General features: G+C 61.3%; 11 protein-coding genes. All 11 read right to left on the reverse strand.

Annotation, left to right across the window (positions count from 1 at the left end; genetic code table 11):
• On the reverse strand, window positions 1-1,647 hold a 1,647-nt coding region (locus tag FYM52_RS11575), incomplete at its 3' end, for a retention module-containing protein (protein WP_162524707.1).
• Window positions 1,648-1,883: 236 nt separating this feature from the next.
• The gene (locus tag FYM52_RS11580; protein WP_238826188.1) at window positions 1,884-2,558 is read right to left on the reverse strand and encodes a response regulator transcription factor; all 675 of its coding nucleotides are present in this window, start codon (window positions 2,556-2,558) and stop codon (window positions 1,884-1,886) included.
• On the reverse strand, window positions 2,539-3,924 hold the full coding sequence (locus FYM52_RS11585) for an HlyD family type I secretion periplasmic adaptor subunit (RefSeq protein WP_154164208.1): 1,386 nt from the start codon (window positions 3,922-3,924) through the stop codon (window positions 2,539-2,541). Before FYM52_RS11585 ends, FYM52_RS11580 begins: the two co-directional genes overlap by 20 nt.
• Window positions 3,921-6,113, reverse strand: a complete 2,193-nt coding sequence (locus FYM52_RS11590) for a type I secretion system permease/ATPase (RefSeq protein ID WP_081770787.1) — start codon at window positions 6,111-6,113, stop codon at window positions 3,921-3,923. Before FYM52_RS11590 ends, FYM52_RS11585 begins: the two co-directional genes overlap by 4 nt.
• Window positions 6,114-6,131: 18 nt before the next feature.
• Window positions 6,132-6,368, reverse strand: a complete 237-nt coding sequence (locus FYM52_RS11595) for a hypothetical protein (RefSeq protein ID WP_042414384.1) — start codon at window positions 6,366-6,368, stop codon at window positions 6,132-6,134.
• Window positions 6,369-6,420: 52 nt separating this feature from the next.
• Complete coding sequence (locus tag FYM52_RS11600; protein ID WP_154164209.1) at window positions 6,421-7,914, reverse strand: TolC family outer membrane protein; 1,494 nt, start codon at window positions 7,912-7,914, stop codon at window positions 6,421-6,423.
• Between the two features lie 408 nt (window positions 7,915-8,322).
• Window positions 8,323-9,249 (reverse strand): SAM-dependent methyltransferase, encoded by a 927-nt coding sequence (locus tag FYM52_RS11605; protein WP_154164210.1) that lies wholly within the window; start codon window positions 9,247-9,249, stop codon window positions 8,323-8,325.
• Entirely contained in the window at window positions 9,249-9,866 is a 618-nt protein-coding gene (locus FYM52_RS11610) for a DUF1415 domain-containing protein (protein WP_042414389.1), read from the reverse strand. The genes FYM52_RS11605 and FYM52_RS11610 overlap by 1 nt, the downstream gene beginning before the upstream one ends.
• A 118-nt stretch (window positions 9,867-9,984) precedes the next feature.
• Window positions 9,985-11,160 (reverse strand): deoxyguanosinetriphosphate triphosphohydrolase, encoded by a 1,176-nt coding sequence (locus FYM52_RS11615; RefSeq protein WP_238826189.1) that lies wholly within the window; start codon window positions 11,158-11,160, stop codon window positions 9,985-9,987.
• Window positions 11,161-11,307: 147 nt separating this feature from the next.
• On the reverse strand, window positions 11,308-12,441 hold the full coding sequence (gene aroB / locus FYM52_RS11620) for a 3-dehydroquinate synthase (protein ID WP_154164212.1): 1,134 nt from the start codon (window positions 12,439-12,441) through the stop codon (window positions 11,308-11,310).
• A gap of 84 nt (window positions 12,442-12,525) precedes the next feature.
• Entirely contained in the window at window positions 12,526-13,077 is a 552-nt protein-coding gene (locus FYM52_RS11625; RefSeq protein WP_370513835.1) for a shikimate kinase, read from the reverse strand.
• Window positions 13,078-13,093 lie beyond the last annotated feature (16 nt).

A 13,093-nucleotide genomic window follows, 5' to 3' on the forward strand; every position in this document is an offset into this window, starting at 1 on the left:
GTTGATGCTGCCGCCAGCCGTGCTGCCGCCCGCACCCAGCACCGTGATGCCAACTGTATCCGGCAAGGTGTTGTTGTTTGCTCCTGGCGCATGCTGCTGGGCAGCATTGAGCGTGTAGCTGTAGCCAATGTCGGCGCTCTTGCCATCACCCGCCAGGCTGAACGAGGTGATGGTCAAGGTGCCTTCGTCTGTGTTCACGGTACCCAATGCAGCCAGGTTGCCACCCAGCTGTGCCACGGTGTACTCGACACCACCAATCGTGACCTTGGCAACGCCATCGCTGGCTTGCACGGTGATCACGCCCGTGGTGCTCTCCGTGGTCGCTGCACTGGTCAGACCCGCTTCATACACAAAGTCGTTGTCATCGCCCGCATTGACGGTCACCCGGGCCGTGTCGTCTGCACCTTGGATGTTGAAGCTGATGGTGCTGCTGCGGGTGTCGCTGTCCTTGTCGGTCAGGCTGTAGCCCAGCGTCACGGCAATCGTGTCTCCGGCATTCAGCGCCTGGGTCGCAGGTTTGCTGTTGTCCAGCGTGAAGCTCCAGCTGCCGTCTGCGTTGCGCACCAGCGCACCGTAGTTGCTCAGATTGACTGCAGCGCCACCGTTGAGCACGGCGTTGACGCTGCCCCAGGTCACGGCATCCGCATCGAGCACGGCTTGGCCGTCCGCACCAAAGCTGTTGCCCGTGGCCGTCTTGACGTTACCGTCCACCACGGTGGTTGCACTGTCTTCTGTCACCACGCCCGCATTGATGGCTGTCGCCACCGGCACATCGTCCACGATGGTGATGTTGATGCTGCCGCCAGCCGTGCTGCCGCCCGCACCCAGCACCGTGATGCCAACTGTATCCGGCAAGGTGTTGTTGTTTGCTCCTGGCGCATGCTGCTGTGCCGCGTTCAGCGTGTATTCGTAGCTGACCGTGCCCGCTTGGTTGTTGGCACCCGGGGTATATCCCGTGATTCGAAGGGTTCCTTCACCCGTATTCACGGATGGCAGCAAACCGACATCCCCCAACAGCTGAGCCAAGGTGAAGCTCACGCCACCAATCGTGATGGAGCTGATGCCATCGCTGGCACTTATGGCGATGCTACCGCTGGTGGTTTCGCTGGAGGCTTCTTGATTCAAACCGGCTTCGTAGACAGACTTTGCGTCACCACCGACCCCTGCCTGTGGCGCGGGCTCTTCTGGCGCAATCACCCCGCCCGAAATGACATCTGCCGTTGGCGTCGCCACAGAGCGTGGATATTCCAAGGCGAGGGGCGTTGTGTTCTCAATCACGCTGGACAGGCGCACATAGGTGCTGCCTGCACCATCACCGCCAGCCAGGGTTGCCGCAGTGGGATCCAACTGCGCCAAGGGATCCTGGCCTTGATTCAGCGCCGTAATCAATGCATTGACATCCGTATCTGCAGGATTGGCCAGCGCTGATTCCGCAGGATCCGCCGTCTTGAACAAATCATCGGCCAGTTTGAGCTGCTGGTTTTCAGCGACTTGCAAGACACCGCTTTCACTGCCTTGCAGCGACAGCTGGGCACCGGCCGCAGTGATGATTTCTGCATCCACAGGAATACGCATCCCGACCCGCAGAGGCTGCAGGTTGCCGTCAGCGTCACGAATCCAAGCTTGTCCTTCCAGCTTGGTGATCAATGCAAAAGTGTTGGCCATGACATTTCTCCAAAATATCGAGATCACTGACGCGATGCGCCACCCTTGGAGAAAATGCTAAGAAGCAAACACTTGGAAAACTATTGGCTACAAAGCCAATACAAATACGGCCTTCATACAGACGCACAGGAAACAATGCATTTGAAGAACGAAAATGGCGCCCAAGGCGCCATTAACTTTCAGCACAACAAGAATTTTTCCTACAAGACCCAAGAGTGCTAACGGCGAATTCCATGCACCTGGAGCGCCAGTTGAAGACGGTCGCCAACATGCAGCTTTTCAAACACTGCAGACAAATGGGCCCGCACGGTTCTCTCGGTGATCAATAGCTTTTGGGCGATGTCCGCATTGCTGTGCCCCACCGCCGCCAGGCGAGCCACTTCAGCCTCCCGGCTGGACAGTGCTTGCGCCCAGTCGTTGGCCGTGGCCACCGGCAACCGTTGGTCAATATCGTGGAGCATTTTCTGTAGCAGGCTGCGGCCCAGCCAGATGGCTCCACTCTCCAAACTGCTGATGACCAGGGCCAAGGACTCCATCGGCAAATGGCTATGGGCATAGCCGCTGGCCCCCTTGGCCAACACCAATTGCCCTTCGGTATCACTCATGTGGGCGCTCAGCACCAACACGCACAGCCCATCAAAGTACGCCGACCATTGCTCTTCGGCGCCCAGTTGCTTCAGGAGTGCCATATCCACAATCACCAGCCGATGCCCTCTGGCTTTCCAATTGAGCATGTCCTGCATGCCGACCCCGCGATAGGGTTGCTTGCCAGATTGCGCCAACAGCTGCCAGCTCTGCCATAGACCTGCGTCCTGTGTCACCACCAAAATAGGCTGTACTTGCATCTTTTCCTCGCGTGCTTGAAGCGCAAGCTCAACGCTCTGTGAAAGCATTTGCTTTGGCCCGCAAAATAGGTTTAAGCAGGTACTGCATCAGGGTGCGCTGCCCCGTCAGGATATGCACCTCTGCCTGCATGCCTGGAATGATCGGCCGCGAGTCATCGCCCACATGGGCACGATCGGTCCGAACCTTCACGATATAAAAAGAGTTGCCTTTCTCATCGGTGATCGTGTTGGCACCAATTTGCTCCACCTTGCCTGCCAGCCCGCCGTATATTGCAAAGTCATACGCGGTGAACTTGACTTCGGCCTGTTGGCCAAAATGCAGAAAACCGATGTCCTTCGGGTTGATCTGCACCTCCAGCAGCAAGGTGTCATCCATAGGGACAATATCTAGAATGTCCTTGCCCGGCTGCACCACCCCACCGACGGTGTTGGCCATCAGGTTGTTGACCGTGCCCCGCACAGGCGAGCGCACCTCTGCCAGCTTGACACGATCCTGCAGCGCCAGCTGTCCTTGCTCCAAGGACGAAAGCTTACCCCGGGTCTCCGACAGTTCCACCCGGGCCAGGTTGCGGGCGTTCAGCTCCGATTCCTGGACCTTGCGTTCAGCCTCCTGGATGGCCGCCTGGATGCGACCAATCTGCGCACCTGCGGCCTTGGCCTCGCCACAGAAACGGGCCACATCACGCTGCAAGCGCAGCAGATCCACTTCCGACACAGCGCCACTGCTCAGCAGAGGCTTGGTGACCCGCAACTCCTCTGAAGTCAAACTGCAGCTGGATGCAGCCTGATCGCGGTTGGCCATGGTCTCGCGCAGCTCCTGCTGCCGCTGATTGAATTGGTCACGCGCAATACTGATGGCGGTCTGCAATTCCTGGGTTTTGCTTTCCCACACTCGCCGCTCCATCTCAACCACATTCGGCGCCTGTTTGAGCACATCATCGGGGGCCTTGAAAGGCTCACCCGTGGCCAGCGCCTCCAAACGCGCGGCCTTGGCTTTCAACGCCAAGGTCTCGGCCTTGTTCTCTCCGAGCGAAGCTGTGGAACGCGTAGGATCCAGCCGCAGCAAGACCTGTCCGGCATCCACCCGTTGACCGGGCCGCACCAAAATCTCCTCCACGACCCCGCCATCGAGGCTTTGCACCACCTGCACCTGTCGCGATGGCACGACCTTGCCCTGGCCACGCACCACTTCGTCGATATAGCCCAGACTGGCCCAGATCAAAAGCACCAGCACGCACAGCAGGGAACTCCACAGCAAGATGCTTGACCCCTTGGCCTGCTGCTGGCTGGCAGCCCATTGGGCATCCGCGGCCAGGTCGGAGGCCGCCAATGTGTCCTTCTTGGCATCCCCCTCGACCAGCCAGTTCTCCCAGCGCTGCTTCCATCTGCTGGGTTTGCTCTCAGGCCGCTTCATGTGCGCCCTCCCGCCCGTGCGATCCGGCCCGATTTGAGCGCTTGGATCACCTGTTCCTTGGCACCATCAGCCACGATTTTTCCGCAATCAATTACGATCAAACGATCGACCAGTTCCAGCAACGCGGTTCTGTGCGTGACCAAGATGATCGTCTTGTCGGCACTGGCGCGCTGCAAGCGCTGTCTTAGCAAGGCTTCGCTTTGGTTGTCCAAATTGCTGCTGGGCTCATCCAGCAACAGGATTGGAGGGTCCTGGATCAAGGCGCGGGCGACGGCGATCGACTGGCGCTGTCCCCCGGACAGAGATTCGCCACGTTCGCCAATCGCCATGTCGTAGCCTTTCGGATGCTCGGCAGCGAATTCATCCACGCCGGCGATCTGCGCAGCATGCAGCATGTCGCCTTCAGAAGCGTACGGAGCCCCCACCAGCAGGTTGTGCTTGAGGCTGCCGTAAAAGAGCATCGGGTCCTGCGGCACATGGCCAATGGAACGCCGCAAATCGATTGGATCCATCTGGCGCACATCCACACCATCGACCAAGATCACGCCCTCCGTGGGCTGGTACAGGCCCAGAATGAGCTTTTCCAGGGTGGTCTTGCCGGAGCCGATACGGCCGATCACCCCGACCTTCTCACCCGGCCGCACCTGAAAGCTCACGCCCGTCAGCGCAGGCTGTTCCTGACCAGGATAGGTAAAGCTGACCTGCCGAAACTCCACGCCGCCCTTGATAACGGGCCGCGCCACAAACTCTTTATCGGCGCCATGTTCCACAGGCATCTTCATGTAATTGTCGATAGAAGCCAGCGAAGTGCGCGCATTGTGGTACTGCATCATCAAGCCAGCCACCTGACCGAGCGGAGAAATGCAGCGCCCAGCAATCATCGAGGCCGCAATGATCCCCCCCATCGACAGCTGGGCGCCTTGCACCAGGTACACGCCGATGACCACGACCGCCACCGTCACCAATTGCTGCATCACCTGCACGAAATTCACATTGGCAGATGAAATCAGCTTGATCTTGCCCCCAATCAGGGCGATGTACTGCGATGCACTCTCCCACAGGCGCTGCACGCCGCCTTGGGCATTCAAGGTCTTGACGGCATCCAGATTGGTCAGCGCCTCCACCAACAGCGCATTGCGTTGTGACGTGGCCTGGAAGGTCTTGACCGTCAAGCTTTCCAGGCTGGATTGCGCAAAGAACGAAACCAGCAAAACCAATCCGATCGCCACGACCGGCGGCAGCACCATCCAGGGTGAAATCCAGGCCAACACCACCAGGAACAGCAGCACAAACGGCAGGTCGACCAAGGTGGTAAGGCTGGCCGAGGCGATGAAGTCGCGCACCGATTCAAACGACCGCAAATTGGCGGCAAATGAGCCCACTGATGCCGGGCGGCTTTCCATGCGTAAATCCAGCACACGCTCCATGATCTGCGCGGAAAGCTGCACGTCGATGCGCTTGCTCGCGGTGTCAACCACATAGGCCCGCGCCGTCGCAAGTACAAAGTTGAAGAACAGGATCAAGCCCACACCGATGGCCAGCACCCAAAGCGTCTCCACCGCATTGTTGGGCACCACGCGGTCATACACATTCATGCTGAACAAGGGAATCGCCAACGCAAACAGGTTGATGAGCACCGCCGCGAGCAGCGCATCCCGGTACAGACGCTTGTTGTCCAGCACTGCAGACCAGAACCAGTGCCCCTGCTTCCCCACCACGCCCTGCGACGCACGCTTTTCAAAGCGGAACTGAGGCCGGACAAAGCAAAGATAGCCGGTGTAGACAGCTTGCAGCTCTGCCGCTGTCATCTCGACCGTGCTGCTGACTTCGGGGAATTGCAGCAGGAACGAGCCGTCTTCGCGCTCCTCCAGCAAGATGGCGGCGCGGCTGTCATGCAACAACACAATTGCGGGCAGCAATCCGCTCGGTATGCCCTGCAACGCGCGCCGCAGAATACGGGAGCTGAACTTGGCGCGGGCTGCGGCACGCTCCAGCAGCGACGGCGTCAGGCGATTGTTTTCCAATGGCAAGCCATTGCTCAACGCCTGCGCGGTGTAGGGCGTGCCATGCATGCGGGTGATTTCCACCAGGCAATCCAGCAAAGGATCATCCTGTGTGCTGTGCGGAGGCAGTCGATCTGCGACAGGCATCGCAGCAGGGGCCGACAGGGTCTCTTGGGAAGTATCCATAGGAGTTGCTCTGTCGTGTTAGATCAGACCGTCGTCATCGGGCAGCAAGTCCAGCGAGTTGCGCAAACGCTCGCGCACCTGCTTGCGGCGATTGAGCTTTTCCAGCGCCTGGGGCGGCAGATCAGTCAATCGCAGCGTGCCATTGCTCAGCAAAGCATCAATCAAATCCTCCAGCACCCGGATGAAATCATCATCCAGGGCGGAGAAGTCTTGCTGGCCTTTACGCGGTCCATCGTTTGCATCTTTTGTTGCCATACTGCCCTCCCTCACAAGGGCGCTGCATATCCCCTGCAGCCGGGGGACGTGATCAGTTAGGGGTGCGCGGCGTGGATGAACCGGTCTGCTGCAGGGCCACAGGTGTCAAGTTGCTGGTGTCTGGCAGCGCATCGGAACAAGCCATGACAGGATCGTCAGGCAAGACCAGGTTTTGCTGCTCTTCCGGCTGGTTGTCGTTGTAAGGCTGTGCCAGACCCAGGGTCTGCAGCACTTGGCTGGACAGTGTCAGCCAGTAGTACTCGGCCTTCTTCAGGTCGTACTCGGCATTCAGCAGCGCGCGGCGGGCATCGAACAGCTCGTTCTCGGTATCCAGCAAGTCCAGCAGCGACCGCTGGCCAATGCTGAATTGCTGCTGGTAAGCCACTCGGACTTTGGATGTCGACAACTCGTGCTCGCGCAGGAAGGGCAGTTGCTGGCGCAAACGCTGGATGTTGTTCCAGGCAATCGACAGCTCTTGCTGCACGTTGCGGCAGGTGTAGTCACGCACATCCCGGGCGGCATAGTTTTGCGCAGCGGTCTGGCGGATGCGTGCGGAATCGGCACCACCACGGTACAGGGGATATGTCAGCATCAGCTGTACGCGAGAGCTTTGCACGTCGCGGTACAAGGCGCCGGGCTGCTCGCGATCACGGCCGGTGGAAGCGCGCAGGTCCACGGTGGGGGCGAACGCAGCCTTGGCGACCTTTTCGCCGGCCTCGGCGGCCTGGACCAAAGCCTGCTTGGACAAGATGGTCGGATTGGCGCGCAGGGCATCCTCGAAGTTCTTGGTCTGACCGACCACGGGCAGACCGGTCACGGCAGCTGGCACGGGTTCCATCTGTGCTGGAGGGTACTCACCGACCAGACGGCGGTAGCGCTGGGTGACATCGTTGAGGTTGTTGCTCTCAGTCATCAGGTTGGTCTGTGCCAGCGACAGGCGACCACTGGCCTGTTCCATATCGACGCCACGTCCGACACCCGACTGTTGGCGCTCACGCAACTGGTTGAGCGTGGTCTGGTGCATGGAGAAGTTGTCCTGCGCCAGGGTCTGCATGGTGCGATAACGCTGCACGTCCAGGTAGGCCCCTACGGCCTCGTTGGCCAGGGCATTGGTCGTGGCACGCAGGTCGTAGTACTTGGACAGCTTCTCGAAGCCGAACTGGCGGATGCGGTTGGTCGTGGCGCCCGCATCAAAAATCAGCTGGCGCAACTCCAGGTTCCAGCCAGGTCGGCTCCAGTTGTAGGAGGGGACGTTTTCAATGTTGCTGCGCCATTCCTTGCCCACCCAGCCCGAAGCAGTCACCTGGGGGCGCCAGCCGGCACGGGCGATGTTCTGGTCTTCCAGCGACGAGACAAAGTCATGGTAGCGGGCCATGATTTCAGGGTGGGACGTGATGGCACGATCCACAACCTGGTTGAGCTGTGGCTGGGCCACAACCGGGGCCTGCGCTGCAGGCGCGGGGGCCGCCTGTTGGCCCCAGGCACCCACGGCAAGGGACGTGAAGCCCAGCGAGGCCATCAGGCGAGGGAGTTGACGCATTTTCATAAGAGGTCTCTCTCAGTGAGTTGCAACTGGCCCCGACTGATTGAAAAAACTAATCAGCAGAAGGCAAAGATTTAAATTTTCATAAACTTTAATTTACTTACACAAAAAAAGACAACCATCTCCAAGCCGCTTATCTAGGTCACATCCTTCACCCCGCACGAATGCAGGAAAGATCCTACAAGAACAAAAAAACTATCACTACACAAACTCAATAGCAAAAAAACCAAGGAAAACATTGCCTTTCTGTTTCAAACAATCTTTTCCACTTCGTTTTTTATAGCAATAAGCGCTTGCAATTAAAGGAATTCAACACAAAATAATGTTGAAAAACTTTAAATTTAAGCGCTTAAAGCTATCATTTCAGGAGTTTGTTGCCACTCAACTTTTTGGGCGACTGTATACAAAAAACTACACTTCGCCCGCGCCCCCACTCTTCGGCAACGCCACTTTGAAGCGCTGCTGTGCCAGGGTTTCCAGCCCGAACTCGGTCAGCAGCTGTTGCAGGCGCTCGGCCGCGCTGCGTTTCTTGTGCCCGGTGTAGCGCGCCACGATCAGCTCGTTCTTCATGCTGTGTTCCCAGCCCACCAGCTCGGTCACGGTCACCTGGTAGCCGCTGGCCTCCAGGTACAGGCAGCGCAGCACGTTGGTGATCTGGCTGCCCATTTCCCGCGTGTGGATGGGGTGGCGCCACAGCTCTGCCAGAGGGGTGCGCGACAGACTCAGCGCCTTCGTCTGGCGCAAGCAGGCAGCCACTTCGGCCTGGCAGCAGGGCACCAGGACCATGGCCTTGGCCTTCTTTTCCAGCCCAAACGCGATGGCGTCGTCGGTGGCGGTGTCGCAGGCGTGCAGCGCCGTGACCACGTCAAAACGCTCGGGCATGGCATCGGCACGCGTGGATTCGGCCACCGACATGTTCAGGAAATGCATGCGCGCAAAGCCCAGCTCGGCCGCCAGTGTCTGCGAGGCCTCGACCAGGGGGGCGCGGGTTTCGATGCCGTAGATGTGACCCTGCGCCTGGGCCTTGAAGTACAGGTCGTACAGGATGAAGCCCAGGTAGGACTTGCCGGCGCCATGGTCGGCCAGCGTGAGGGCCTGGCCACCCTGCCCCAGCTCCTGCAGGATGGGTTCGATGAACTGGTAGAGGTGGTAGACCTGCTTGAGCTTGCGGCGGGAGTCCTGGTTGAGCTTGCCGTCGCGCGTCAGGATGTGCAGCGCCTTGAGCAGCTCGATGCTCTGGCCGGGTTTCAGCTCCAGCTGCGTGGCGATGTCTTGGGGGGCGGGTTTGCCGCCCGCAGTTTTGGCCGGGGTCTTGCCGGCCTTGTCGTGTCTGCTCATCAATCTTTCTCGGTTGGGGGCGTGGCATCGCGGCCGGTGAACGGGCAGCGTGCCGCCAGGTCCAGGTCCAGCCAGCCTTCGATGCCCATCTGCTCCAGCACTTCCATGTTGCGCTCGTAGATGGTCTCGGCTTCGGGGAAAGCCTCCACGGCCTTGTCGATGCTGTCTTCACGCAGCAGGTGCAGCGTGGGATAGGGGGCACGGTTGGTGCAGTTGGTGACGTCGTCCACGTCCGTGCCTTCGAACTGGAAACGCGGGTGAAAGGATGCCACCTGCAGGATGCCGCCCAGCTCCAGCTCTTCCACCATGGCGTCGGCCACCTCCAGGAAGTCGTTGAAGTCCAGGAACTCCTGCAGCGCCTGCGGCAGGATCAGCAAGGTGGTGTCGCGCTTGTCGGGCGAGATTTCGGCCAACGCCTCCAGCTCCCGGTGCAAGTCCATGACCACGCCTTCCGCGTCCGTGGCTTGGCTGACCACGTAGTGGATCTGCCCTTTGACATGCACGCTCTTGGCGAACGGGCACAGGTTCAGGCCGATCACGGCCTTTTCCAGCCAGCGCACCGTGTCGGCGATCACGATGTCTTCAGGAAAGGAGCGTTCGGTGGAGGTGTCGGTCATAGGTCGGCCTTAAAAACAAATGGGGGCACCATGCCCCCTCTTGTGTTGTGCTGCAAATTCTAGCCAGCCGGGCTTGGCGGTGCAGACCGCTTGGGATTGCCGCCACTCCACCCGCCCGTCAGCCCAGCAGCTGGCGCCCCGTGATGCGTTCGTGCTCTCGGGAGGCATAACGGTCCGTCATGCCGGCCACAAAGTCGGCCACGGCCCGGGCCTTGACCGCCTCCTGGTCCGCCTGCAGCGCGCGCTGGGCGAAGCGCGGTTTCATCATCGCCGGCTGCTGCAGGTAGGCGGCAAACAGCTCACGCACCACCTGGCGGGCGGCGTCCATGGTCTGCATCACCTGGTCGTGGCGGTACAGCTGGTGGAACAGGAAATGCTTGAGCGCCTGGGACTGCGCCTGCATGCCGGCGCTGAAGGCCACCAGCCGCTGCCCCTGGGCCCGCACATCGTCCACGTGCGCCACGCCCGCCTGGGCAATCTGCGCGCGCGTGGTGTCGATCACGTCGTACACCTGGGCGCTGAGCATGCGGCGGATGGTCTCGTACAGCAGGCGCCGCTGCTCCGACGCCTGCGCCAGCAGCGGGTAGGCCGCCAGGGTCTGGGCATGGAAATGCGCAAACAGGGGCACGGCCTGCAACTGTTCCAGCGTGATCAGACCGGAGCGCACGCCGTCGTCCACGTCGTGGGCGTTGTAGGCGATCGCATCGGCCAGGTTGGCCAGTTGCCCCTCCAGCGAAGTCTGGCGCCCGCTGAGAAAGCGCGCGGCGACGCCGCCCGGCTCCTGGGCCTCCAGCCTGAGCGCATTCGCGTGCGAGCAGTGCTTGAGGATGCCCTCGCGCGTCTCGAACGTCAGGTTGAGGCCGTCGTACTGGGGGTAGCGCTCTTCCAGCGCATCGACCACGCGCAGGCTTTGCAGGTTGTGCTCGAACCCGCCCCAGGCCTGCATGCAGGCATTCAGTTCATCCTGGCCAGCATGGCCAAACGGTGTGTGGCCCAGGTCGTGGGCCAGGCAGATGGCCTCGACCAGGTCTTCGTTCAGGCCCAGCGGCCGGGCAATCGATCGACCAAGCTGCGCCACCTCCAGCGAGTGGGTCAGGCGCGTGCGGAAAAGGTCGCCCTCATGGTTGACGAACACCTGGGTTTTGTAGACCAGGCGGCGGAAGGCGCTGGAATGCACGATGCGATCGCGGTCGCGCTGGTGTTCGGTGCGCGTCGGCGCGGCGTCTTCCGGATACCGGCGGCCGCGGGATTGCTCGGGCTGGCAGGCCCAGGGCGACAAGGTTTGCAGTGCCAAACGCAGCTCCTCCCGTTTCACGTTCCAAGGTGGCGAGCGCACAGTGCTCGACAAAAGCATAGCGACTTGCGCCTGCCAAACAATGGTTTTAGACCACTGTGCAATCCAAACCTTTGTTCAGCGCGCGCTGGCAGCTATCTTTTCAGATTACGCCTGGATGCCCACGCCCTGGGCACAGCAGGTGTCGATCACACGGCGCACCAACGCGTCGGGCGCCGCGCGCACCACGGCCTTGCCTGGGCCATCGATCAGCACAAAGCGGATTTCCCCCGCCTCGGCCTTCTTGTCCACGCGCATGTGCGCCAGGTAGGCACCGGCGTTGTCCGCGGCATCCAGCACGGCACCACGCGTGGGCAGGCCTGCCCGTTCGATCAGGCGCGTCAGGCGCTGCACAAAGGCCGCATCCACCAGCCCCAGTGCCTGCGACAGGTGCGCGGCCATCACCATGCCGGCGCCCACGCCTTCGCCGTGCAACCAGTTGCCGTAGCCCATGCCGGCCTCAATGGCGTGACCAAAGGTGTGGCCGAAGTTGAGGACGGCGCGCAGGCCAGCTTCCTTCTCGTCCTGGCCCACCACCCAGGCCTTGATCTCCACGCTGCGGCGCACGGCCTGCAGCAGCGCCGTGCGGTCGCGCTGGCGCAAGGCATCGATGTGCGTTTCCAGCCAGTCGAAGAAGGCCATGTCGGCAATCGGGCCGTACTTGATGATTTCCGCCAGTCCGGCCGCAACTTCGCGCTGGGGCAGGCTGTCCAGCGTGGCCAGATCGCACACCACCAGCTGCGGCTGGTAGAAGGCGCCGATCATGTTCTTGCCCAGGGGATGGTTGATGGCCGTCTTGCCGCCGACGCTGGAATCCACCTGGGACAGCAGAGTGGTCGGCACCTGCACAAACGGCACGCCGCGCATGTAGCTGGCCGCGGCGAAACCGGTCATGTCGCCCACCACCCCGCCCCCCAGCGCAAACAGCACCGTCTTGCGGTCGCAGCCTTGCTGCAGCAGGCCGTCGAAAATCAGGTTCAGCGTCTGCCAGTCCTTGTGGGCTTCGCCATCCGGCAGCACCACGGTGTGCACCTGGCGGTACTTGCCCGCCAGCGCGGACTGCAGTTGCGCGGCATACAGCGGCTGCACCGTGGTGTTGGTGACGATGACGGCCTGCGCCGCATCGGGGCAGGCGGCGAAGGTGGCGGCCTGCCCCAGCAGATCGGCAGCAATCACGATGGGGTAAGAGCGGTCGCCCAAATCGATGTGGACGGTGTGGCGGGTTTCGGTCACGGCAAGCATCTCGGCAAACATGGCAGGCCAGCACGGCCTGGAAACAGCATGCAGCCCGGCGGCACGCTGTGGCATTGGGGCGTATTTATACCTTCAATCACCCGCGGCCCCTGGGCCGCCCTGGCCCGTCAGCAGGCCTGCCAACTCGGCCTGCATGCCAATCTTGCGGCTGACCTGGCTGGCGTTTTGCCGCGCCGCATCCACCACGTAGTGGGCGGTCGCCAGGTACAGCGGCTCGCGCACCGCCAGCAGCTCCTGCAGGCGCTGCAGCGGATCGTCCCCCTGCATCAAAGGCCGGGTGGTGTCGTTGCGCAGGCGGCGGGCAATGTCCTCGGGCGTGGACTGCAGGTAAAACACGGTGCTGTGGGCCTGCAAGGCCTGGCGGTTGGCTGCGCGCAGCACCGATCCACCGCCGGTGGACAGCACACAGGGCGCCGTGGCGGCCAGCAGCTCGGCCAGCACCTGCTGCTCAACGTCGCGGAACGCCGCTTCGCCATGCTCGGCAAAGTACTGCTTGATGGTGCAGCCCAGGCGCTGCTCGATGACATGGTCGGAGTCGATGAAGGGCAGATGCCACTGGCGTGCCAATTGGCGCCCGATGGTGGATTTGCCGGAGCCCGGAAGGCCGATCAGAGAAAAGTGCACAACCGCATCCTGTTCA

Origin of the sequence: Comamonas sp. CAH-2, assembly GCF_009668305.1 — a bacterium.
GTDB lineage: Bacteria > Pseudomonadota > Gammaproteobacteria > Burkholderiales > Burkholderiaceae_C > Comamonas > Comamonas aquatica.